General features: G+C 65.5%; 21 protein-coding genes, 1 tRNA gene and 1 other RNA gene. 16 read left to right on the top strand and 7 right to left on the bottom strand.

Going from position 1 to position 22,179, the window contains the following annotated elements:
- Positions 1-49: 49 nt before the first annotated feature.
- Positions 50-135 (bottom strand) — tRNA-Ser (locus tag MB901379_RS22545).
- Between the two features lie 80 nt (positions 136-215).
- Between MB901379_RS22545 and ffs the strand changes: the two genes are divergently transcribed.
- The 3 genes from ffs (at position 216) to MB901379_RS22530 (ending at position 3,541) form a co-directional block, all read left to right on the top strand.
- Positions 216-310, top strand: an RNA gene (gene ffs / locus MB901379_RS22540) — signal recognition particle sRNA small type.
- Between the two features lie 72 nt (positions 311-382).
- Positions 383-1,660: an aminotransferase class I/II-fold pyridoxal phosphate-dependent enzyme gene (locus tag MB901379_RS22535; protein WP_158018627.1), complete on the top strand. Its 1,278-nt coding sequence runs from the start codon at positions 383-385 to the stop codon at positions 1,658-1,660.
- A 66-nt stretch (positions 1,661-1,726) separates the two neighbouring features.
- Positions 1,727-3,541, top strand: coding sequence for a DNA polymerase III subunits gamma/tau (locus MB901379_RS22530; RefSeq protein WP_158018626.1), 1,815 nt, complete (start codon positions 1,727-1,729; stop codon positions 3,539-3,541).
- Positions 3,542-3,568: 27 nt separating this feature from the next.
- On the opposite strand, the gene MB901379_RS22525 is transcribed toward MB901379_RS22530, so the two are convergent.
- Both MB901379_RS22525 and MB901379_RS22520 read right to left on the bottom strand, forming a co-directional pair.
- Positions 3,569-4,888 carry a class I SAM-dependent methyltransferase gene (locus tag MB901379_RS22525; RefSeq protein WP_197717842.1) on the bottom strand — a complete coding sequence of 440 codons (1,320 nt, stop codon included), beginning with the start codon at positions 4,886-4,888 and terminating at the stop codon, positions 3,569-3,571.
- Positions 4,885-6,261 carry an FAD-binding oxidoreductase gene (locus MB901379_RS22520; protein ID WP_158018625.1) on the bottom strand — a complete coding sequence of 459 codons (1,377 nt, stop codon included), beginning with the start codon at positions 6,259-6,261 and terminating at the stop codon, positions 4,885-4,887. Before MB901379_RS22520 ends, MB901379_RS22525 begins: the two co-directional genes overlap by 4 nt.
- Positions 6,262-6,342: 81 nt before the next feature.
- Here MB901379_RS22520 and MB901379_RS22515 point away from each other — a divergent pair, with 81 nt between their 5' ends.
- Positions 6,343-6,786 (top strand): SRPBCC family protein, encoded by a 444-nt coding sequence (locus MB901379_RS22515; RefSeq protein WP_158018624.1) that lies wholly within the window; start codon positions 6,343-6,345, stop codon positions 6,784-6,786.
- Here MB901379_RS22515 and MB901379_RS22510 read toward each other — a convergent pair.
- Positions 6,779-7,540, bottom strand: coding sequence for an Rv3717 family N-acetylmuramoyl-L-alanine amidase (locus tag MB901379_RS22510; protein ID WP_197717841.1), 762 nt, complete (start codon positions 7,538-7,540; stop codon positions 6,779-6,781). The two genes, MB901379_RS22515 and MB901379_RS22510, sit on opposite strands and share 8 nt — an antisense overlap.
- A 98-nt stretch (positions 7,541-7,638) precedes the next feature.
- Here MB901379_RS22510 and MB901379_RS22505 point away from each other — a divergent pair, with 98 nt between their 5' ends.
- From MB901379_RS22505 to MB901379_RS22495, 3 genes are all read left to right on the top strand, one after another.
- Positions 7,639-8,061, top strand: coding sequence for a YbaB/EbfC family nucleoid-associated protein (locus MB901379_RS22505; RefSeq protein ID WP_158018623.1), 423 nt, complete (start codon positions 7,639-7,641; stop codon positions 8,059-8,061).
- Positions 8,062-8,073: 12 nt separating this feature from the next.
- Positions 8,074-8,685 (top strand): recombination mediator RecR, encoded by a 612-nt coding sequence (recR, locus tag MB901379_RS22500; protein WP_158018622.1) that lies wholly within the window; start codon positions 8,074-8,076, stop codon positions 8,683-8,685.
- Positions 8,686-8,780: 95 nt separating this feature from the next.
- Positions 8,781-9,626, top strand: a complete 846-nt coding sequence (locus MB901379_RS22495) for a hypothetical protein (protein WP_232022165.1) — start codon at positions 8,781-8,783, stop codon at positions 9,624-9,626.
- Here MB901379_RS22495 and MB901379_RS22490 read toward each other — a convergent pair.
- Together MB901379_RS22490 and MB901379_RS22485 are read right to left on the bottom strand one after the other, a co-directional pair.
- The gene (locus MB901379_RS22490; protein ID WP_158018620.1) at positions 9,623-10,342 is read right to left on the bottom strand and encodes a type 1 glutamine amidotransferase; all 720 of its coding nucleotides are present in this window, start codon (positions 10,340-10,342) and stop codon (positions 9,623-9,625) included. The genes MB901379_RS22495 and MB901379_RS22490 overlap by 4 nt on opposite strands.
- Entirely contained in the window at positions 10,335-11,576 is a 1,242-nt protein-coding gene (locus MB901379_RS22485; RefSeq protein WP_158018619.1) for a Mur ligase family protein, read from the bottom strand. Before MB901379_RS22485 ends, MB901379_RS22490 begins: the two co-directional genes overlap by 8 nt.
- A gap of 98 nt (positions 11,577-11,674) precedes the next feature.
- Between MB901379_RS22485 and MB901379_RS22480 the strand changes: the two genes are divergently transcribed.
- From MB901379_RS22480 to MB901379_RS22470, 3 genes are read left to right on the top strand one after another with little or no spacing between them, the layout of a single operon-like run.
- The gene (locus MB901379_RS22480) at positions 11,675-12,664 is read left to right on the top strand and encodes a DEDDh family exonuclease (RefSeq protein ID WP_158018618.1); all 990 of its coding nucleotides are present in this window, start codon (positions 11,675-11,677) and stop codon (positions 12,662-12,664) included.
- A gap of 45 nt (positions 12,665-12,709) precedes the next feature.
- Positions 12,710-13,162 carry a hypothetical protein gene (locus MB901379_RS22475; protein ID WP_174237057.1) on the top strand — a complete coding sequence of 151 codons (453 nt, stop codon included), beginning with the start codon at positions 12,710-12,712 and terminating at the stop codon, positions 13,160-13,162.
- Positions 13,162-13,725, top strand: a complete 564-nt coding sequence (locus tag MB901379_RS22470; RefSeq protein WP_158018617.1) for a TetR/AcrR family transcriptional regulator — start codon at positions 13,162-13,164, stop codon at positions 13,723-13,725. The genes MB901379_RS22475 and MB901379_RS22470 overlap by 1 nt, the downstream gene beginning before the upstream one ends.
- On the opposite strand, the gene leuA is transcribed toward MB901379_RS22470, so the two are convergent.
- Complete coding sequence (leuA, locus tag MB901379_RS22465) at positions 13,722-15,533, bottom strand: 2-isopropylmalate synthase (RefSeq protein WP_158018616.1); 1,812 nt, start codon at positions 15,531-15,533, stop codon at positions 13,722-13,724. The genes MB901379_RS22470 and leuA overlap by 4 nt on opposite strands.
- A gap of 435 nt (positions 15,534-15,968) precedes the next feature.
- On the opposite strand from leuA, the gene MB901379_RS22460 reads away from it, so the two are divergent.
- The 6 genes from MB901379_RS22460 to MB901379_RS22435 all read left to right on the top strand — a co-directional run bounded on the left by MB901379_RS22460 (position 15,969) and on the right by MB901379_RS22435 (position 22,102).
- On the top strand, positions 15,969-17,234 hold the full coding sequence (locus MB901379_RS22460) for an aspartate kinase (RefSeq protein ID WP_012396734.1): 1,266 nt from the start codon (positions 15,969-15,971) through the stop codon (positions 17,232-17,234).
- Position 17,235: 1 nt separating this feature from the next.
- Positions 17,236-18,294 carry an aspartate-semialdehyde dehydrogenase gene (locus MB901379_RS22455; RefSeq protein WP_158018615.1) on the top strand — a complete coding sequence of 353 codons (1,059 nt, stop codon included), beginning with the start codon at positions 17,236-17,238 and terminating at the stop codon, positions 18,292-18,294.
- Positions 18,295-18,302: 8 nt separating this feature from the next.
- Positions 18,303-19,445 (top strand): DUF4185 domain-containing protein, encoded by a 1,143-nt coding sequence (locus tag MB901379_RS22450; RefSeq protein ID WP_158019383.1) that lies wholly within the window; start codon positions 18,303-18,305, stop codon positions 19,443-19,445.
- Positions 19,446-19,506: 61 nt separating this feature from the next.
- Complete coding sequence (locus MB901379_RS22445) at positions 19,507-19,860, top strand: hypothetical protein (RefSeq protein WP_408632398.1); 354 nt, start codon at positions 19,507-19,509, stop codon at positions 19,858-19,860.
- Positions 19,861-19,974: 114 nt separating this feature from the next.
- Positions 19,975-20,379: a hypothetical protein gene (locus MB901379_RS22440; protein ID WP_158018613.1), complete on the top strand. Its 405-nt coding sequence runs from the start codon at positions 19,975-19,977 to the stop codon at positions 20,377-20,379.
- A gap of 274 nt (positions 20,380-20,653) precedes the next feature.
- Positions 20,654-22,102 (top strand): catalase, encoded by a 1,449-nt coding sequence (locus tag MB901379_RS22435; RefSeq protein ID WP_158018612.1) that lies wholly within the window; start codon positions 20,654-20,656, stop codon positions 22,100-22,102.
- The last annotated feature ends 77 nt before the right edge of the window (positions 22,103-22,179 follow it).

Here is a 22,179-nt window from a genome sequence, read left to right as displayed (position 1 = left end):
TCGAAGTCACAACCCGGTGTGGCCGCGCCTCGAATGGTGCGTCCAATTGCGGAGGATGCGGGATTTGAACCCGCGAGGGCTATTAACCCAACCCGCGTTCCAGGCGAGCGCCATAGGCCACTAGGCGAATCCTCCGCCGCTATGGTAGCCGCTGATTGGGGCCGTGTGTCCCGCGGTCGCGGTCGAACGTTTCAGCTCAGGTATTAGACTCGCCCGAAGGACCCCGCGCGGCGTCTATCCTGTGAACTCCCCCAGGGCCGGAAGGCAGCAAGGGTCAATGGGCTCTGTCGGGTGCGCGGGGTCCCCTTCGGTCAGGGGCAGCGCAACCGCTCGAGCCCCATACGCGTGATCCATTGGTGTTCGACGGTGAAAGGGCCGCCCGGTGTCGTTCGATTCCCTCAGCCCTGAAGAGCTAGCTGCTCTGCACGCTCGCCACCAGCGGGATTACGCAGAGCTCACCGCAAAGAAGCTGGCCCTGGACCTCACCCGTGGCAAGCCGTCCCCAGAGCAGCTCGATCTGTCCAACGGGCTGCTGAGTTTGCCCGGAGACGACTACCGAGACTCGGAGGGTGTTGATACCCGAAACTACGGGGGCTTGCACGGCCTGCCGGCACTGCGCGCCATCTTCGGGGAGCTGCTCGGTATTCCGGTGCCGAATCTGATCGCGGGAAACAACTCCAGCCTGGAGTTGATGCACGACGTGGTGGCCTTCTCGATGCTGTATGGCGGTGTGGATTCGGTGCGGCCGTGGAAGGACGAACCCAGCGTCAAGTTCCTCTGTCCGGTCCCGGGCTATGACCGTCACTTCGCTATCACCGAAACGATGGGCGTCGAGATGATTTCGATCCCGATGCTTGCCGACGGTCCCGACGTCGATTTGATCGAAGAACTGGTCGCCGCCGACCCGGCGATCAAAGGGATGTGGACCGTCCCGGTGTTCGGCAACCCGACCGGGGTCACCTATTCGTGGGAGACGGTGCGCCGGCTGGTGCTGATGAAGACGGCGGCGCCCGACTTCCGGTTGTTCTGGGACAACGCCTACATGGTGCACACGCTGACCCATGACTTCATGCGCCAGGTCGACGTGCTGGGGTTGGCTGCCAAGGCCGGCAACCCGAACCGGCCGTACGTCTTCGCTTCCACCTCGAAGATCAGTTTCGCCGGCGCGGGCGTCAGCTTTCTGGGCGGATCGCTGGGCAACATCGCGTGGTATCTGCAATACGCGGGCAAGAAGTCGATCGGTCCGGACAAGGTCAACCAACTACGGCACGTGCGGTTCTTCGGCGATGCCGACGGTGTACGCCTGCATATGCAGCGTCACCAGCAGATACTGGCGCCCAAATTCGCGTTGGCGCTCGAGATTCTGGATCGGCGGCTCAGCGATTCCAAGATCGCCTCCTGGACGGAGCCAAAGGGGGGTTACTTCATCAGCCTCGATGTGATGCCGGGGACGGCTCGGCGCACGGTGGCCCTTGCCAAGGACGCCGGTATTGCGGTTACCGATGCGGGTGCGTCGTTCCCTTATCGAAAGGATCCGGAGGACAAAAACATCCGGATCGCCCCCTCGTTTCCGTCGATACCGGACCTGCGCGACGCCGTCGACGGCCTTTCGACCTGTGCCCTGCTGGCGGGTACCGAGGCACTGCTGGGTGGGGCTTAGTGGCTTCGGTGGTTCGCGGAGCACTGGGTTCCGCACTAGTCCGCCAGCCTGAGTAGCCTGCTGACCGTGGCCCTCTACCGCAAATATCGTCCGGCAACCTTCGCGGAGGTGGTGGGACAGGAGCACGTCACCGAGCCGCTGTCCGTCGCCCTGGAATCGGGCCGGATCAACCATGCGTACCTGTTCTCCGGGCCCCGCGGCTGCGGGAAGACGTCGTCGGCGCGCATTTTGGCGCGGTCGTTGAACTGCGTGCAGGGCCCCACGGCCGCGCCGTGTGGGGAATGTGAATCGTGCACGGCGCTGGCGCCCAATGCGCCCGGCAGCATCGACGTGGTGGAGCTGGATGCCGCCAGCCACGGTGGCGTGGACGATACCCGCGAACTGCGGGATCGCGCGTTCTACGCGCCCGCGCAATCACGCTACCGGGTGTTCATCATCGACGAGGCGCACATGGTGACCACCGCCGGCTTCAACGCGTTGCTCAAGATCGTCGAAGAACCGCCCGAACATCTCATCTTTATCTTTGCCACCACCGAACCGGAAAAGGTGCTGCCCACGATTCGGTCGCGCACCCATCACTACCCATTTCGGCTGTTGCCGCCGCGCACCATGCGAGGGTTGATCGGGCGGATCTGTGAGCAGGAGGGCGTCGTCGTTGACGACGCGGTGTATCCATTGGTGATCCGCGCTGGCGGCGGTTCGCCCCGCGACACACTATCGGTGCTGGACCAGCTGGTCGCTGGAGCCGAAGGCAATCACGTGACCTACCAGCGCGCGCTGGGTCTGCTGGGCGCCACCGACGTGGCATTGATCGATGACGCAGTCGACGCGCTCGGTGCTGGGGATGCCGCGGCTTTGTTCGGGGCGGTCGAATCGGTGATCGACGCAGGGCACGATCCACGGCGTTTCGCGACCGATCTGCTGGAACGATTCCGCGATCTCATCGTCTTGCAGGCGGTTCCGGACGCGGTGTCTCGTGGAGTGGTGGATGGCCCCGAGGACGTGCTGGAGCGGATGCGTGAGCAAGCGGCGCATCTGGGGTCGGGGACCCTGACCCGCTACGCCGAGGTCGTTCAGGCCGGGCTGGGCGAGATGCGCGGTGCAACGGCGCCCCGCTTGCTGCTGGAAGTGGTGTGTGCCCGGCTGCTGTTGCCCTCGGCCAGTGACGCCGAATCGGCGTTGCTGCAACGTGTCGAGCGAATCGAGACCCGCCTGGCCATGTCGATCCCCACTGCCGGGCAGGCGCCGGCGGGTGAGGCACCGCCGCGGGTGACTCCCGTGCGGTCGGAAACTCGGCCGGCGGACAAGCCGGCGTCGGCACCCGAGCCCGCTCCGGCACCCGAGCCCGCCCCGGTCCCCGAATCGGCCTCGGTACCCGAATCGGTCCCCGCATCCGAACCCGGCTCGCCTCCGGGTGAACTCAATGCGGCGGCGGTTCGCACCATGTGGCCGACCGTGCGCGACAAGGTACGCCAGCGCAGCCGGACCACCGAGGTGATGCTGGCGGGCGCCACCGTTCGCGGGTTGGAAGACAACACGCTGATCCTTACCCACGATTCGGCGCCACTGGCCCGGCGGTTGTGCGAGCAACGCAACGCCGATGTCATCGCCGAGGCGCTCAAAGACGCGTTGGGGGTCAACTGGCGGGTGCGGTGCGAGGTTGGCGCTGTGGAACCTGCCAGAAGCAATGCGGCGGTAGCTAAAACGCCCGCCCCGGCGGCCGACCCCGTCGTGGTGGATTCCGCTCAGCGTGAGGAAGAGGAAAGCATGCTGGCCGAAGCCGGCCGCACCGACCCGTCGGCTCCGCGACGCGACCCCGAGGAGGTCGCGCTGGAGCTGCTGCGCAGCGAGCTGGGGGCCCGGCGCATCGACAACGCGTGAGGCGTTGAAGTGGGGTGGATCCGGCTTTTAGCCCGCCCACCACGGCCGCAGCGGCAGGTCGTCGTCTCCCCAGGTGTCGACGTTGGCGGCCAGCACGTGATGTAACTGGATGTTGTTGCGTTCGAAGGCCACTCGGGATGCGGCCATGTATAGCCCCCACACTTTGGCGACGGGCAGTCCGACCTCTTCGACCGCTTCATCCCAATGGTCGACCAGGTTGCGGCACCAGTCGCGCAGGGTCATCGCGTAGTGGTGTCGGAGATTTTCCTCGTGCAACACCTCGAGACCGACCTCTTGCATCTCGGTGATGATGCGCCCCGAGCCGGTCAGCTCACCGTCCGGGAAGACGTAGCGATCGGTGAATCCGCCCGCAAAGGATGTCGACCGGTTGTCGTGTCGGGTAATGCAGTGATTGAGCAGCAGTCCACCGGTCCGCAACTTGGATTTGAGGAACCCGAAGTAAGCGGGGTAATTCTTGACGCCGATGTGCTCGGTGAGACCGATCGAGGAGACCGCGTCGAACCCCGTCTCGGTCACATCGCGGTAGTCGGAGTGGCGCACCTCGGCCAGGTCAGCCAGCCCTTCGTCCGCGATCGCCCGTTGCGCCCAGCTGGCTTGTTCGGCTGACAGCGTTGCGCCGATGACCCGGACCCCATGTCGGGCGGCGTAACGCACCATGCCGCCCCAGCCGCAGCCGACGTCGAGCAGGCGATCGCCCGGTTGTAGCCGCAGCTTCTCGAAGATGAGCCGGTACTTGTTTTCCTGAGCTTCTTCCAGAGTCGCATCGGCGTTCGGATAGACCGCGCAGGTGTAGGTCATCGACGGCCCCAGCACCCATTCGTAGAAGGTGTTGGAAACGTCGTAGTGGTGGTGGATGGCCTCGGCATCGCGGGCTTTGCTGTGCATGAGGCCCTCGGCGATGCGGCGCCAGCGGGGTGGCGTTTCCTGCGGGGGCGGTGCGACGGGTAGCAGATTCTCCACGCCGATCGAGCGCACCACATTGGCCAGCACCCGCGCGGACGGCCGTTTGAACTTGACCCGGTCGGTTAGCGTGATGAGCAGCTCGTATGGATCGCCGGGATGTACGCCGTGGGTCTGCAGGTCACCCGAGACGTACGCGCGAGCCAGACCCAATTCGCCAGGAGCCGTGGCCAGGTAGGTCGCGCCGCGTGGTGAGGTGAGTTCCAAGCCCATTTCCGCGTCGTCACTGCCGGCAGTGCTGCCGTCGTAGGCAATGAACTTCAACGGCTGCCGCCCGCTTGCCGCAAAAATGGCCAGGATTTCGGCCATGCTCAGTTTGCCCGCTGGTAGGCGGGTGGGCGGGTTGGTTTCCTTGGTCGCTGTCATCGTCGTTGTACCGCCTTTGCGTAGAGATCTAGCAGACGCGAGTCGGGATCATAGATCTTCTTCACCGTGTTGTAAGACTCCCCACCGTAGAGCCCGTCAAACTCCTCGCGGCCGTAATAGCTGTCCGAATACAGCGACTTGTGACCAAAGAGCGCGCTCACCTTAGCCTCGATCGCCCGGTTGGTTGCGCCCTCGGTGTGGCCCGCAGGCACCGACGACCAGAACCCGATGTTGACGTAGCTGCGATCCGGCCGGATCGGGTAGAGTGGCCAGCCGTGGTGGTCACGTAATCTTAACGGGCACAACCAAATTGGGGAAATGGGTACATTGTCCAGAAACCACTCCAAAAACTCGCGGGTCCGCTCGATGGGCAGCTCGACATCCTGGACCACGCGTTCGCGAGCCGGACGCCCATTGTGCTTTTCGATCCGATCGGCAACGCCAAAGCGCTGATCGAGCCCCACCAGCTTCCAGTAGAAACTGCTACGTCGGTAGCGCCGCGGCCACCAGCGCCGCAGCCGCGGGTTCTGCGCGCCAAAGGCGCGCGAACACCAGAACCAGTCGGTGTCCCAGCGCCAGAAGTAGTCGTGGATGGTCAAGCGGTCGTCCTTGATGCCGCTCTCATGTTGGATGGACCGGTAGTAGATGTCGTTTCCGGTGTAGTCGCTGACGGGCCCCGGAGTTGTGGTTCTGGTGCCCACGCACAGATAACTCTCTTCGGCGCTGAACACCACTCCGTCGAGGTAATCCACCGCGGCCCCGTCCAGTCCCGCGGTGTCGATGATGCGTTCCATCGCCGCGATCATCTCGCTCAACGAGTGAAATCTGATGTGCCGCAACGCTACAAACGGGTGTACCGGCTCAAGCTGAATTCGCAGTCTAGTCGAATATCCCAACGTCCCATATGAATTCGGGAAGGCTCGGTAAAGGTCGGCATGCTGCTCTGGCGTCGCGGTGAGCAATTCGCCGGAGCCGGTGAGAATGTCCATCTCCAGCACCGACTCGTGTGGCAGGCCGTTACGAAACGACGCCGATTCGATGCCCAAGCCGGTGACCGCGCCGCCGAGGGTGATGGTCTTCAGTTGCGGAACCACCAGTGGCGACAGGCCGTAACGCAATGTGGTTGCTACCAGCTCCTCGTAGGTGCACATGCCGGCAACGTCGGCGGTGCGGGCGTCGGGATCGACGCTGATGACTCCGGTCAGCCCGGATGTGTCCAAACCCGGAGCATCGCGTTTGGTCCGTGCGCGGAACAAGTTTGAGGTGGGCTTGGCTAACCGCACGGTTGCGGTCGCGGGAATGGATCGGTAGCTGGCCAGCAAGCGCTCGACGCCCGCTGTGTGGGTTGATAGTGCAGATCCGGAGACGGACATCACCTATATCGTAGTCACCGACCACAGCCCCTGCATCCGCGTGCGGGCTGCACCGCAATCACAATGGAGGAGTTGCGCCTGATGGCACAGGTGAGCGCAGCCAGCACGATCTTGATCAATGTCGACCCCGCGACCGCATTCGATGCGGTGGCCGACTACCAGAACATCCGTCCGAAGATCCTTTCCCCTCAATACAGCGAATACCAGGTGCTCGAGGGCGGCCAGGGGCAGGGCACCGTGGCCAAATGGCGGTTGCAGGCGACCAAGTCACGGGTGCGCCAGTTGGAGGTCACCGTGGATGTCGCCGGCCACACGGTGATCGAGAAGGACGCCAATTCGTCCATGATCGTCAACTGGACGGTCGCTCCCGCCGGACCCGGTTGCAGCGTCACCGTCAAGACCACGTGGAACGGCGCCGGTGGTGTCAAAGGGTTCTTCGAGAAGACGTTTGCGCCGCTGGGCCTGAAGAGGATTCAGGGTGAGGTGTTGGCCAACCTCAAAAACGAGCTGGAAAGCGCTACCTAACCTGGCCCTGGGTGGCCAGGAAGCCGGCGACGCCACGTACCAGTGCGTTGGCGTATTTCTGCCTGCCCTCCGCGGACTCGATCAGCGAGCAGTCCGCGGGATTTTTCATGTTGCCCAGCTCGACCAGGATCGACGGATACTGCGCCAGGTTGAGGCCCGCGAGATCCGAACGCCCGTACAGGCCGTCCTGGCCGATGTAGTTGGCCGGCGGAATGCCCGACGCCCGTAGTTGGTCCCGCATGACGCGCGCGAACTGCACCGACGGGCCGGCCTGGGCCGCGTTGAGCGGTGGCGAGGAGTAGTTGACATGAAAGCCGCGGCCGGTGGCTGGTCCGCCGTCCGCGTGCAGGCTGACCACCGCGTTGGGGTGCAACGCGTTGGCCATGTTGGCGCGTTCATCGATGCACGGTCCCAGCGCGTTGTCGTTGCCGCGGGACAGCGCGGTTCGCACTCCCAGCGCGTTGAGCGCTGCGCGCAGCCGCAGCGCGGTGTCCCAAGTGAAGGTGTGTTCCGGGTAGCCGCTGTTGCTCGAGGTTCCGCTGGCTTGGCAGTTCTTGGTGCCGCCGCGACCGGTGGGCACCTGGCGTCCGATGGACGAGTCGTTGGCCCCGTTGTGGCCAGGGTCGATGAATACGACCATGCCCGCGATATTGGACGGGGTTGCGGTCGCGGTCGGGATCAGCGGCGCAGAGGTAGCGACGAGCGCCCCGATGACCACGGTGATCCCGACACGCAGGCCAACTCGTACGTCCACTGCGCCAAGGTAACGCGGCGCGGTCTACGCTGGGTATTTCGAATCGCCGGACAACCGCAGGCGAAACCAACTCGAGACCAAGATGCGAGGGGACTGTCATGCAACCCGGACCCGGAGGCGATATGTCGGCACTGCTCGCCCAGGCGCAGCAGATGCAGCAGAAGCTACTGGAGGCCCAACAGCAGCTGGCCAACTCTGAGGTGCACGGTCAGGCCGGTGGGGGCTTGGTCAAGGTTCGCGTCAAGGGCAGCGGCGAGGTGATCGGAGTGACGATCGACCCCAAGGTTGTTGACCCCGGTGACGTCGAAACCTTGCAGGACTTGATCGTCGGCGCCATGCGTGACGCGTCCCAGCAGGTGACCAAGATGGCGCAGGAGCGGCTGGGAGCGTTGGCCGGTGCGATGCGCCCGCCGGCCCCGCCAGGAGCACCCGGAGCACCGGGTATGCCAGGAGCGCCGGGTATGCCGGGAGCGCCAGGAGCACCCGGTATGCCGGGCGCACCGGGTGCGCCAGGGGTCTGACCCTGCACGGACATGTTTGAAGGACCCGTCCAGGATCTGATCGACGAGCTCGGCAGGTTGCCGGGCATCGGCCCCAAGAGCGCGCAACGCATTGCGTTTCACCTCTTGTCAGTCGAGCCGCCGGATATCGACCGGCTGACTGCGGTGCTGGCCAGGGTCCGGGACGGCGTGCGGTTTTGTGCCGTCTGCGGCAACGTCTCCGATGAGGAGCGCTGCCGGATCTGTTCCGACCCCCGTCGGGATGGCTCGCTGGTGTGTGTCGTTGAGGAGCCCAAGGACATCCAAGCCGTGGAACGTACCCGGGAATTCCGCGGCCGCTACCACGTTCTGGGCGGTGCGTTGGACCCGCTTTCTGGGATCGGTCCTGAACAGTTGCGGATCCGTGAGCTGCTGACCCGCATCGGTGAGCGGGTTGATGACGTCGATATCACCGAGGTGATCATCGCCACCGACCCCAACACCGAAGGCGAGGCGACGGCCACTTACCTGGTGCGGATGTTGCGCGACATCCCTGGTCTGACGGTGACCCGAATCGCGTCGGGGTTGCCGATGGGTGGGGATCTGGAGTTCGCCGACGAGCTGACCCTCGGCCGCGCGCTCACCGGCCGTCGCGCAATGGTCTGATTCACCGAGATCGACGTTTTGCAGGTCGCCTCTCGTACTTTTTCTGCAAAACGTTGATCTCGCGGATGTCGGTGGCCGGTGTCAGCATGTCGGGCATGGCGGACGTCTTCGTCGGTAGTGCGGCGGTGGCCGCCGGTCGGCTGACCAGACACGAGCTGCGCCGTTGGTATCGGCCGATCTATCGAGGTGTGTACCTGCCGAAGGGTGCGCCACCGACACTGCGTGATCGCACGGTCGGCGCGTGGCTGGCCTCGCGTCGTCAGGCGGTCATAGCTGGTGTTGCCGCCGCTGCGCTGCATGGTGCGCAGTGGGTGGACGACGACGCGGTGGTCGAGCTGATTTCACCCGCCGGCCGGCCGCAGCGCGGGCTTGTCGTGCGTCATGAAACCTTGGGCGATGACGAGATCACCCGCGTCGCAGGTCTGCCGGTGACCACGACGGCCCGCACCGCGTATGACCTGGCTCGGCGACTACCGCGCGGGCACGCCGTGATGCGCCTGGACGCGCTGATGCGGGCAAACCCTTTCTCCACCGAGGAGGTGCTGCTGCTCGCAAAGCGGTACGCGGGTGCGCGCGGCCTACGGCGCCTGCGGGAGGTGTTGCCCCTGGTCGATGCCGGCGCGGCGTCGCCCAAGGAGAGCTGGCTGCGGCTGCAACTGGTGGACGCGGGGTTGCCGGCGCCCACCACGCAGATCCCGGTGGTCCACCGGTGGCGCACCCTGGCCGTGCTCGACATGGGCTGGGAAACGTATCAGGTGGCTGTCGAGTACGACGGTGATCACCATCGCAGCAATCGCGGCCAGTATGTACGGGATCAGTGGCGGCTTCGCCGGCTCGCGGACCTGGGCTGGATCGTCATTCGGGTGATCTCCGAGGATCGGCCCGACGAAGTGCTGGCCCGCGTGCGGGATGCGTTGTGCGCCCGGGGATGGCGACCCTAGCGGGCCGCTAGACGCTCGCGACGGAGCAGGTCTACCTCGGGCAGTTCCAACGGCGCCAGCTCGCCGACCACCTTGCTCAACAGCAGGTCGGCCAGCTCGGGGTTGCGGGCCAGACACGGCCCGTGCATGTAGGTGGCAATCACGCTGCCCTGAACCGCGCCGTCACGACCGTCGCCGACCCGGTTGCCGGCGCCCTTGACGACCGCACCCAACGGCGACGCCGCGGGTCCCAGCAGGGTGCCGCCACGGTGGTTTTCGAAACCGGTGAGCCGCTGGGTCAACCCGGCCAACGAGGGCTTGGTTACCAGCTCGCCGATGGTGCGGCTAGGTTGCGGCGAGGTGGTCGCATCCAGCAGGCCGACACCGTCGACTCGTTCCCCCGACGAGGTTTCATACCAATGCCCCAACACCTGAACGGCGGCGCAGATCGCCAACACGGGTGCGCCCCGATCGGCCGCGCGTTGCAGACCCGGGTACCGCAGCAGGTGCCTGGTGGCCAGTCGCTGCGCGTAGTCTTCGGCCCCGCCCAGCGTGTATAGGTCCAAGGACTCCGGCACCGGATCTGCCAGCGTGATCTCGACGATTTCGGCGGCGATGCCCCGCAACAGCAACCGCTGCCGCAAGACCACGGCGTTGCCGCCGTCACCGTAGGTACCCATCACGTCGGGCAGCACCAGACCGATCCGCACTGTTGAAGCCGATGCCGTATCAGCCATGACGTGCCAATGCTCGCTGCAACGCAAGGAACGCGGTGTAGTTGGCGACGACCTCTACCCGCCCGGGTGGGCATGACGCGATCGCCGCGACGGTGTCGTGCACCAGGCTATGCGGCACGCCCGCGTATCCCAGGCGCACCGCCAGGTCGGTGCCGCGTTCGCCGGCCGCTACTACCGGGGTGCACTCGAAGTGCTCGAAGCGCACGTCCCATAGCCAAGACAGGTCTTCACCGTCGGGCACCTGTCCGTTGACCGAGATGACCACGCCGGCCGCGTGCTTATCCACCATTGACAGCGCTTCCTGCCAGCCGGCCGGGTTCTTGGCCAGCAGGATCCGAGCTTGGTGGCGGCCGACATCGATGGTCCGGTAACGTCCGGCGACCTCATCGACCCCGGACACGGCGGCAACGGCCAACGCCGGGTCGGCGCCCAACGCGGCGGCGGCGGCGACGGCCTGGGCGGCGTTGCCGCGGTTCACCGCGCCGGGCAGCGCCAGTTGCATCGGCAGCGTCAGCCGGTCCGGCCCGTAGAGGGTGCTGAACAGGGAATTGTCGTCGAACCACCAGTGTGGGGTGGGGCGCTTGAATTCGGCGCCGGTGGAGTACCAGTGCCCCTGTTCGCGGACGATGATCTCCCCGCTACGAGGGCAGCTGACCGAGTCGTTCGACCAGGAGCCGCCTGCGGCCACCCACACGACGTTTCTGCTGTCATAGGCGGCCGAGGTCATCAGCACGTCGTCACAGTTTGCGACCACGACGGCATTGGGGTGTCGCGCCAGGCCGGCCCGTAGCGTGCGCTCGATCACGTTGATCTCCCCGACGCGGTCCAGCTGATCGCGCGAGAGGTTGAGCAGGACGATAACGGCCGGCTCGACGGCGTCGGACACGTGCGGCACGTGCATCTCGTCGACCTCGAGCGCCGCCAGTCCGGCATGGCGGTCCGCGGCCAGGGCGGCCACCAAGCCGGCGTCCATGTTGGCGCCCTCGGCATTGGTGGCGACCACACCGAGGGTGCCCAGCGCGGCCGCGGTCATCCGGGTGGTCGTCGATTTGCCATTGGTACCGGTGATGACGACTGTGCGCCGACCCACGGCGAGCTGTCGCAGCACCGAGCGGTCCAGGGTCATCGCCACCAGGCCGCCGATCATCGCACCGGCCCCGCGTCCGGTCACCCGCGACGCCCACCGCGCGCTCGCGCCGGCGGCGAGGGCTAGGCGTGCCCGGGTAGTGACCACCCGGGCAGTTTAAGGTTGATTGCTTTCCGGTTGCTTTTCAGTGCCGACACGACTCCCAGTCGCCCGGCGATGTCGGTCTAACGTGCCATCCTCAACGTGTGAGCCACACCTGGGGACGGCCGGCCAGCCACCCGATTGGGGGCTGGGCCGTCATCGACGTCGAGACCTCAGGCTTTCGTCCGGGGCTGGCCCGGATCATCAGCATCGCTGCGCTCGGCGTCGACGCCACCGGCACGTTGGAGCAATCTGTGGTCAGCCTGCTCAATCCCGGAGTGGACCCGGGACCCACCCACATCCACGGGCTGACTGCCGCGATGCTCGAAGACCAGCCGCAATTTGCGGACATTATCGGTGACGTGGTGCAGGTGCTGCGAGGCCGCACGCTGGTAGCGCATAATGTCGCGTTCGACTATGCCTTCCTGGCCGCCGAGGCCGAGATGGCTGCGGTGGAGCTTCCCGTCGACACCGTGATGTGCACGGTGGAGCTGGCCCGGCGCCTGGATCTTGGCATCGACAATCTTCGGTTGGAGACGCTCGCCGCGCACTGGGGGGTGATCCAGGAACGGCCGCACGACGCTTTCGACGATGCCCGGGTGTTAACCGGCGTGTTGGCCGCCGCACTGGGCCGGGCGCGTGAACGAGACGTCTGGCTACCGGTCCATCCGGTGACCCGGCGCCGCTGGCCCAACGGCCGGGTGACTCACGATGAGCTACGACCGCTTAAGGCGTTGGCCTCCCGGATGCCCTGCCCGTATCTCAATCCGGGTCGTTACGTCACCGGTCGGCCGATGATCCAGGGCATGCGGGTGGCGTTGGCGGCCGAGGTCGGACGGACCCACGAGGAGCTGGTCGAGCGCATACTGCATGCCGGGTTGGCCTACAGCGACGACGTGGATCGGGAGACGTCGTTGGTGGTCTGCAATGAATCGGTTCCCCAGCAGGGCAAGGGCTACCACGCCCAGCAGTTAGGGGTCCCGGTGATCTCCGACGCGCAGTTCATGCGCGGCGTTGATTCCGTCATCGGCGGCACCAGCATGGAGGAATTCGCCGACTACACCGCGGTAAACGAGCAGTTCGCGCTCTTCTAGTCGGCCACCTTGTACCACTACGTCCGTAGTGGTAGCCTCGTCGGCATGAGTACCACTACGGATGTAGTACACCGCACCATTTGGTGGAATGCCTACCGCCGGCACGGCTACTATTTCCGGCCGGCTGCCATGCTCACCATTGCACTCGGCGTCCTCTTGCACCTGTACCGGGTGATCTTCGGCGACGACCTGACCCTGCATTACGTCGCGACCGTGACCACGGACCGGATCCTGCTCGTTCCCATGACGTATTCGGCCATTACCGGCATCCTGGTCTGGCATCGCGTACGTTTCGCCAACACGCGGCACCGGGTCCTGTTCACCGCATCGGTCGTCTACATCGCCGCCAGCGTGCCGCTCCACATTTACCTGTCGTACCTGGTCATGGACCTGTCTGCGGTCATCACCTGGTTTCCGATGTGGTTCAGCTACCTGTTGCTGATCGTGATATATCCGGCGTTTCTGACGATGTTCTGGCGGCTGCGCTACCAAAGCTGATGCCACCAAACCCGGAGCGCCGCACTCAGATCCTCGATGCCGCCATCGGCATCCTCGCCGACGTCGGCATCGGAGGCCTGACCCATCGCCAGGTCGACGACCGAGCGGGTCTGCCCGCCGGCACCACCTCCAACTACTTCCGCACCCGGCAGGCCCTGCTCGAAGCGACGGCCGCACGCACCGCCGATCTACATTGGCAGCGGGTGGAGGCCCTGCGGGCCGCTCTCGGGTCACTCACCCGCGACGGTGTTAGGGCGCTGATGACCCAGATGCTCACCGACTCCGACGAACAGTTCCACCGCTACACCCTGGCCAGATTCGAGCTATTCATGGAGGGCACCCGGCGGCCGGAGCTGCGGCCATTCCTCACGCAGCTGCAGGCCGCCGCCGTGAAGTCCGCCACGGTGATCTTCGAGGCGGCGGGGTTGTATCCAACGGTCCAACACATGGACGAACTGAGCCGGCTACTCAACGGCTACGCGTTCAGCACGCTCACCATACCCGGCGCCGGGAATCCGGCCGGAGTCGTCGACCGACTGCTGCGCGCGTTCTTCGAGGCTTAGCGCGATGCGCGATTGACCGCCGACACCACGGCCCGCAACGACGCGGTGGTGATTGATGGCGCGATGCCGACGCCCCACACGGTGCGCCCACCCATCGAGGCCTCGACATAGGCGGCGGCCTGAGCGTCGTCGCCGGCGCTCATCGCGTGTTCCGAGTAGTCCAGCACCGCCACGTCGAACCCGACGTCGCCCAGTGCGTGGACGAACGCGGCCAAGGGGCCGGTACCGGTGCCGGTGATCTCGGTCTCCACCCCGTTGATCTTGACGGTGGCGGTGATGGTCGTCGTTCCGCTGTCTTCCTCCACGACATCGATGTGTTGCTTGATCCGTTCCAAAGGCCGGACCGGGGCCAGGTATTCCTCGGCGAACACGTCCCACATCTCTTTGGGCGAGACCTCTCCGCCCTCGCCCGCCGTGCCCTCGGCGACCTTCTGGACCGCCTGGGAGAACTCGATTTGTAGCCGCCGTGGCAGGGACAGGCCGTGGTCGGCCTTCATGATGTAGGCCACGCCGCCCTTGCCGGATTGCGAGTTGACCCGGATCACCGCCTCGTAGGTGCGCCCGACATCCTTGGGGTCGATCGGCAGATACGGGACCTGCCAGAGTATGTCCTCGACGTCGGAGTCTGCGGCATCCGCGTCCACCTTCATCTGGTCGAGGCCCTTGTTGATGGCGTCCTGGTGGCTGCCGGAGAATGCGGTGTAGACCAGGTCCCCACCGTAGGGGTGACGCTCGGACACCGGCAGCTGGTTGCAGTACTCCACCGTGCGGCGGATCTCGTCGATGTTGGAGAAGTCGATCTGCGGGTCCACGCCGCGGGAGAACAAGTTGAGCCCCAACGTCACCAGGCACACGTTGCCGGTGCGCTCGCCGTTGCCGAACAGACAGCCCTCGATCCGGTCGGCACCGGCTTGGTAGCCCAGTTCGGCTGCGGCGACGGCGGTGCCGCGGTCGTTGTGCGGATGCAGGCTCAGGATGATCGATTCCCGGTTGGCCAGATTGCGGCTCATCCACTCGATCGAGTCGGCGTAGACGTTCGGGGTGGCCATTTCGACGGTGGCGGGCAGGTTGAAGATGATCGGGTTGTCGGGGGTCGGTTGGACGATTTCGGCAACGGCGTCACACACCTGTTTGGCGTATTCCAGCTCGGTTCCGGTGTAAGACTCCGGTGAGTACTCGAAGCGCCACTGGGTCCCCGGGTATTTGGCGGCCTCTTCGACACATTTTCGGGCGCCGTCGGTCGCGATTGCCTGGACCGCGGCGCGATCGGCGCGAAAGACCACGCGGCGCTGCAGGATCGACGTCGAGTTGTAGAAGTGCACGATGGCTTTCCGAGCGCCCTGGCATGCCTCGAAGGTGCGCTCGATGAGCTCCGGTCGGCATTGCGTCAGTACCTGGATGGTGACGTCGTCGGGGATGGCGCCTTCGGTGATGATTTCCCGGACGAAGTCGAAGTCGGTCTGGCTCGCCGACGGGAACCCGACCTCGATCTCCTTGTAGCCCATGCGAACCAGCAGATCGAACATCCGGCGTTTGCGGGCCGGACTCATCGGGTCGATCAGCGCCTGGTTGCCGTCTCGCAGGTCCACCGCGCACCACAGTGGAGCGCGATCGATGACGTGGTCGGGCCAGGTGCGATCGGCGACCCTGATGGGTTCGACCTCGTTCGCGAAGGATCGGTACCGGTGGACCGGCATCGACGAGCCTCGCTGGGGATTCCACGAGGGCTGGCCGGGCTCGGGTTGGCCGGCGGGCTTGACGATGGTGCGGGCCGACTTGTAGGCGTCTGGTGAATCAGGAGTAGTCACGGTAGTTGCTCCGGGGATGCGAGAAGGAACCTCAGACCGGCGGCTCACGAACATCCCGCGACGGGAAGCCGGTCTGGATCAGACCCCGTCGCGGCGTCCGAGGAGGAGCACCCGCTGCACGTCTTGAACTCTACCGCGATCGGCGCTTCGAACAAAAAGCCGCCAAAACGTCGGTCGCGCGGCGACGCAGCGCATCACGATCGGCGCTGGCCACGATCTTGTCCGCCTGGGCGGCCAAACCGGCCCTTGGTCATCGGGGGCCAGCGCCCCGGCGGCCCGGTTCTGGGTCGTCGGACATGCACTCGATTCCGGGGACATCCACGGACATCGATTCTGTTCAGTGCGCTCCTGGCATCGAAATTAATCGAGATGCGCCGGCACGTATCCTGTTGTGGACTTATACCCAGCGGGGAAAGGGAACGGGGAAGGGAAGACGTGGCGCTCGTCGTGCAGAAGTACGGCGGATCCTCGGTGGGCAATGCCGAACGGATTCGCCGCGTCGCCGAACGCATTGTCGAAACCAAGAAGCAGGGCAACGATGTCGTCGTTGTGGTCTCTGCGATGGGCGACACCACCGACGACCTGATGGACCTGGCGCTGCAGGTGTGTCCGGTACCGCCGCCGCGTGAGCTCGACATGCTGCTGACCGCGGGTGAGCGCATCTCCAACGCACTCGTGGCGATGGCGATCGAATCACTGGGTGCGCATGCACGGTCCTTCACGGGTTCACAAGCCGGCGTGATCACCACCGGTACGCACGGCAACGCGAAGATTATCGAGGTCACGCCGGGACGGCTGCAGGCCGCGCTCGACGAAGGCCGGATCGTGCTGGTTGCCGGCTTCCAGGGGGTGAGCCAAGACAGCAAGGACGTCACCACCCTGGGCCGCGGCGGATCGGACACCACCGCGGTCGCGCTGGCCGCCGCGCTGGGCGCTGACGTCTGTGAGATCTACACCGACGTGGACGGCATCTTCAGCGCGGACCCGCGCATCGTGCACAACGCCCGCAAGCTGGACACCGTCACGTTCGAGGAAATGCTCGAGATGGCGGCCTGCGGCGCCAAGGTGTTGATGCTGCGCTGTGTGGAATACGCGCGCCGGCACAACATTCCGGTGCACGTCCGCTCTTCTTATTCGGACAAACCGGGCACCCTCGTTGTCGGATCGATCAAGGACATAGCTATGGAAGACCCCATCCTGACCGGCGTCGCGCACGACCGCAGCGAGGCCAAGGTGACCATCGTCGGGATACCCGACATCCCGGGCTATGCGGCCAAGGTCTTCCGGGCCGTCGCCGAGGCCGACGTGAACATCGACATGGTGTTGCAGAACGTGTCCAAGGTCGAGGACGGCAGGACGGACATCACCTTCACCTGTTCGCGAGACAGTGGCCCCACGGCGGTGGCCAAGCTGGACTTGCTCAAAGACGAAGTCGGCTTCACTCAGCTGCTCTACGACGACCACATCGGCAAGCTGTCGCTGATCGGTGCGGGAATGCGCAGCCATCCCGGTGTCACCGCGACGTTCTGTGAAGCGCTGGCGGCGGTCGGGGTCAACATCGAACTGATCTCCACCTCCGAGATCCGGATCTCGGTGCTGTGCCGGGACACCGAGCTGGACAAGGCGGTTGTCGCCCTGCATGAGGCGTTCGGTCTCGGCGGGGAGGAGACGGCGACGGTGTACGCGGGGACGGGGCGCTGAGATGGGGGCCGCCGGCTTGTCGATCGGGATAGTGGGAGCTACCGGCCAGGTGGGCCAGGTCATGCGCGCGCTGCTCGAGGAGCGTGACTTTCCGGCGACCTCCGTGCGGTTCTTCGCATCCGCTCGGTCGCAGGGCCGCAAGCTACCCTTCCGCGGGCAAGAGATCGAGGTCGAAGACGCCGAGACCGCCGACCCCAGCGGGCTGGACATCGCGCTGTTCTCCGCCGGTGGGGCCATGTCCAAGGTGCAGGCACCACGGTTTGCCGCCGCCGGAGTGACCGTGATCGACAACTCGTCGGCCTGGCGCAAAGACCCCGAGGTGCCGTTGGTGGTGTCCGAGGTGAACTTCGCTCGTGACGCCGCCCAGCGTTCCAAGGGCATTATCGCCAACCCGAACTGCACGACCATGGCCGCGATGCCGGTGCTCACGGTGCTGCACGAGGAAGCCCAGCTGGTTCGGCTGGTCGTCTCCAGCTATCAGGCGGTCTCCGGCAGCGGCCTGGCCGGCGTTGCCGAACTGGCCACTCAGGCGCGCGCGGTCATCGACGATGCCGAGCGATTGGTGCATGACGGGGCCGCCCTGGACTTCCCGGCGCCGGTGAAATATGTCGCGCCGATCGCCTTCAACGTGGTGCCGTTGGCCGGATCGTTGGTGGACGACGGTTCCGGGGAGACCGACGAGGACCAGAAGCTGCGCTTCGAGAGCCGCAAGATCCTGGGCATACCCGACTTGCTGGTTAGCGGCACGTGTGTGCGGGTGCCGGTGTTTACCGGTCACTGCTTGTCGATCAACGCCGAGTTCGCCCGCCCGCTCGGGCCGCAGCGGGCTCGCGAGCTGCTGGACGGAGCACCGGGCGTGAAGCTGGTCGACGTGCCTACGCCGTTGGCGGCTGCCGGTGTGGACGAGTCGCTGGTGGGCCGCATCCGGCAAGATCCTGGTGTGCCGGACGGGCGAGGTCTGGCGCTGTTTGTCGCCGGCGACAACCTGCGCAAGGGGGCGGCGCTGAACACCATCCAGATCGCCGAACTGCTGGCCGCTGAATTGTCGTCTGGGTTGTGAACCCGGCGGTGCGCGCCGCACGGGTGGCGCGGTGCTCGCTGTTGATCGCGTTGGTGTTGGGTTTAGTTGTCCCGCAACTGGTTTGGAACGCGCACGCCGATCCGCCGGCACCGCTGCCCAGGCCGATCCTGCCGCCGCTGGCGCCGGGTCAAGTGCTGCGTGTAGGTCCGACGGCCGGCACCGGAACACCTACCGGGGATTACGGGATCGGGGCCACCGACCTTTGTGAATTTGTGGAGTTCCCCACCCAGTTGTTGCAGGTTTGCGGGGATAGTTTCGCCGGTCAGGGCGTCGGGTTCGGTGGCTGGTACTCGCCGATCGCACTGCACGTCGACACGGCGTCGGTGGACGATCCCGCGGGGGTGCGCTACACCGGCGTCACCGGTGTCGGCAAACCACTGCTGGCCGATCCGACGCCGCCGGGGATGTCGCAGCTGCCGGCCGGGGTGGTGCAGATCAACCGGCGCAACTATTTGATGGTGGCCACCACCAAAGATCTGGAGCCACAGACCTCGCGGCTGGTCAAAGCCGAGCCGGCGCGCGGGAACTGGCAAACCGTTCCGGGATCTCGGCGGGATGCTTCCTTTCAAACCGGCTGGCAGACGCAGATTAGCGGGTACTACGACCCCATCCCCGCCCCCGACTCGCCGACCGGGTGGGTGTACATCGTGGCCAACAGCTTCACTCGGCGGCTACCGGTGGTGTTGTATCGGGCCGCTCCAGAGGCGTTCACTGACCGGTCGCGGTGGCAGGGCTGGGCATCCGGACCCGGCGGGGGCTGGAACAAGCCGCCGACGCCGCTGTGGCCCGACCAGGTAGGCGAGTTGAGCATCAGGCAGATCGATGGCATGACCGTGTTGTCCTATTTCAACGCCAGCACCGGCGACATGGAAGTGCGGGTGGCGGCCGACCCGACCTCGCTGGGCGACGCCCCGGTGACCACCGTGGTGCGACACGACGAATGGCCCGAGCCGGCGGAAAGTCTGCCCCCGCCGTTCGACAATCGGCTGGCGCAACCCTATGGCGGCTATATCTCGCCCGGGTCCACCCTGGATGAGCTGCGGATCTTTGTCAGCCAGTGGGATACTCGCGCACGGACGAGCGCGCCGTACCGGGTGATCCAGTTCGCGGTGAACCCGTTCAAGCCCTGAGGGCGGCTCATAGCTGCTACATAAGTGGCGCATAGCCGGCACTACTGTTTCCTTAGGCATTATTCGTCTCATGAGTGAAACGTCTGCAACCCCAACAGCGCCGACTGCTACCGCAGTGGCACCGCCGCCCCCACCGCCACACCAGACCCCCAAGGTCTTCAAGGCCGCGGCATGGGTGGCCATCGTCGCCGGCATTGTGTTCATCGTCTCGGTCATTTTCTTCACCGGGTTCCGCCTAGGTATGCACAGTGGTCACGGCGGCTACCACCACCGTCATCACCATAAACACCCCGCGATGATGATCCGTCCGGCCATGCCCAACGGCGGCGCCCCGGCGGTGAGCCCGGGCACCGGCCCCGGCGGGCCCAGCCAGGTACCCAGCTCGGTCGCTCCCAGCACGACACCCGGCCGATAACACGCCCACTCCAGTCAGCCCGGCGCTTACCCGAGCGCCGGGCTACGTCAATTCATTACAAGTTTGTGGCCGCAACTCTTTACGGTTGCTGCAGCTCCGAGCAATATTCGAAGCATGAGCGAAACACCCGAACCCGCAACCCCGCCGCCCGTCGTCGCGACCGCGCCGCTACCGCCGCCCCCGCCGCAGGACAAGACGCCGAAGCTGTACCGGGCGGCGGCGTGGGTGGTGATCGTCGCCGGAGTCATTTTCATCGCGTCGACCATCTTCTTTGCCGGTGCCCTGGTTTTGGGGCACGGCAGGTGCCATCACCATCGACATCACCACCACGGCGTGTTCATGCCCGGCCCGGGTGGGCCCGCCGGTCCCGGGCCGGGTTGGCAGTTCAGGTTCCCCGGGGCGCCTCCACCCGGTGTGGGTCCCGGAGTGCCCGGCGGCCCGATGGGTGGTCCGCCTGGTGCCGGCCCGTCGCAGACACCGAGCGCTCCGTCTCCCGGTACTGCGCCGGCGCGGCCCTAGCGGTCGGCCGAATCCACCTTTTGTCGCATTAACCCGTCTCGCGGAAAAGCGCATACTGGGATTCGTGGTCGCTGTGTCGCGTGCCTACCAGCCTGACATCTCGTCGCGGGACGTCAGGCTGAGCCGCGGCAGGATGAAAGTCCTTTGCGTCCACTATCTTTCGGCGGCCAAGCTCGAGCCTCGGCCATTCTGCGGCGGCACGTGATGAGGCCGAATTACCCTGTGGTACAGGGGTTTTCGAAAGAGTCAGCCCAGTTAGCGAGGAGATAGCGAAATGACAAAGCGCTACACCACCACCGACGCCGGCAATCCCGCGCCCAGTGACGAGCAGTCGTTGACCGTCGGACCCGACGGCCCGATCCTGCTGCAGGATCACTATCTGATCGAACAAATGGCGATGTTTAACCGCGAACGTATCCCGGAACGCCAGCCACACGCCAAGGGGGGCGGCGCCTTCGGTCATTTCGAGGTGACTAATGATGTCAGCGAGTACACCAGGGCGGCGGTGTTCCAGCCCGGGACCAAGACCGACATGCTGGCCCGGTTCTCCACCGTCGCCGGCGAGCGTGGCAGCCCAGACACCTGGCGTGATCCGCGCGGGTTCGCGCTGAAGTTCTACACGACCGAGGGCAACTTTGACATGGTCGGCAACAACACGCCGATCTTCTTCATGCGTGACCCGCTGAAGTTCCAGCACTTCATCCGATCGCAAAAGCGGCTGCAGGCCAGCAACGTGCGCGATCACAACATGCAGTGGGACTTCTGGAGTCTCTCGCCGGAGTCGGCGCATCAAGTGACCTGGCTGATGGGCGATCGCGGGATTCCCAAGAGCTGGCGGCAGATGAACGGCTACAGCAGCCACACCTACAGCTGGATCAACGCCGCCGGCGAGATCTTTTGGGTGAAGTACCACTTTGTCACCGACCAGGGCATCGATTTCCTCACCCAGGAGGACGCCGACCGGCTGGCTGGTGAAGACGGCGACTACCACCAGCGCGATCTGTACGAGGCGATCGAGCGCGGCGAGTACCCCAGCTGGACGCTGAAGATGCAGATCATGCCGTTCGAGGACGCCAAGACCTATCGGTTCAACCCGTTCGACCTGACCAAGGTGTGGCCGCACGGGGACTACCCGTTGATCGACGTCGGCACGATGACGCTGGACCGCAACGTCACCGACTACCACACCGAGATCGAGCAGGCCGCTTTCGAGCCAAACAACATCGTGCCCGGCACCGGGTTGAGCCCGGACAAAATGCTGTTGGCCCGCGGGTTCTCCTACGCCGATGCGCACCGTGCCCGGTTGGGCACCAACTACCGGCAGATTCCCGTCAATTCACCGAAAGTTGACGTCAATAGCTACTCCAAGGATGGCGCGATGCGCGTGCAGAACGCATCGGATCCGGTGTATGCGCCCAATTCCTACGGCGGGCCCCGGGCCGATCCGGCACGCGCCGCCGAAGTGCGCTGGCACGCCGACGGGCAGATGATCCGCGCGGCCTACACCCTGCACCCGGAGGATGACGACTGGGGTCAGGCCGGCACCATGGTCCGCGATGTTCTCGACGATGCCGCTCGGGAACGGCTGGCCCACAACATCATTGGCCATGTCAGCAAGGGTGTGCGGGAGCCAGTGTTGTCGCGGGTGTTCGATTACTGGCGCAACGTGGACCCCGATCTCGGCAAGGCCGTGGAAGAGGGCGTGCGCGCCAACGCTAGCTAGGCATCCGACGTCGAGGTGTCGGGTTTTTCTCCCGTTTCGGCCCGACACCTCGACGTTGGCCGGGCCTGGCATGATCG

Origin of the sequence: Mycobacterium basiliense (genome assembly GCF_900292015.1) — a bacterium.
Taxonomy (GTDB): domain Bacteria; phylum Actinomycetota; class Actinomycetes; order Mycobacteriales; family Mycobacteriaceae; genus Mycobacterium; species Mycobacterium basiliense.
Note: the sequence above shows the minus strand (reverse complement) of the source record. Positions and strands in the feature narration are given on the sequence as shown.

Coding starts and splice junctions, on each gene's coding strand:
- MB901379_RS22525 (WP_197717842.1), bottom strand. CDS start 4,888: ATGACAGCGACCAAGGAAACCAACCCGCCCACCCGCCTACCAGCGGGC.
- recR (WP_158018622.1), top strand. CDS start 8,074: ATGTTTGAAGGACCCGTCCAGGATCTGATCGACGAGCTCGGCAGGTTG.
- MB901379_RS22490 (WP_158018620.1), bottom strand. CDS start 10,342: ATGGCTGATACGGCATCGGCTTCAACAGTGCGGATCGGTCTGGTGCTG.
- MB901379_RS22475 (WP_174237057.1), top strand. CDS start 12,710: ATGAGTACCACTACGGATGTAGTACACCGCACCATTTGGTGGAATGCC.
- MB901379_RS22435 (WP_158018612.1), top strand. CDS start 20,654: ATGACAAAGCGCTACACCACCACCGACGCCGGCAATCCCGCGCCCAGT.
- MB901379_RS22515 (WP_158018624.1), top strand. CDS start 6,343: ATGGCACAGGTGAGCGCAGCCAGCACGATCTTGATCAATGTCGACCCC.
- MB901379_RS22520 (WP_158018625.1), bottom strand. CDS start 6,261: ATGTCCGTCTCCGGATCTGCACTATCAACCCACACAGCGGGCGTCGAG.
- MB901379_RS22470 (WP_158018617.1), top strand. CDS start 13,162: ATGCCACCAAACCCGGAGCGCCGCACTCAGATCCTCGATGCCGCCATC.
- MB901379_RS22440 (WP_158018613.1), top strand. CDS start 19,975: ATGAGCGAAACACCCGAACCCGCAACCCCGCCGCCCGTCGTCGCGACC.
- MB901379_RS22455 (WP_158018615.1), top strand. CDS start 17,236: ATGGGGGCCGCCGGCTTGTCGATCGGGATAGTGGGAGCTACCGGCCAG.
- MB901379_RS22495 (WP_232022165.1), top strand. CDS start 8,781: ATGGCGGACGTCTTCGTCGGTAGTGCGGCGGTGGCCGCCGGTCGGCTG.
- MB901379_RS22505 (WP_158018623.1), top strand. CDS start 7,639: ATGCAACCCGGACCCGGAGGCGATATGTCGGCACTGCTCGCCCAGGCG.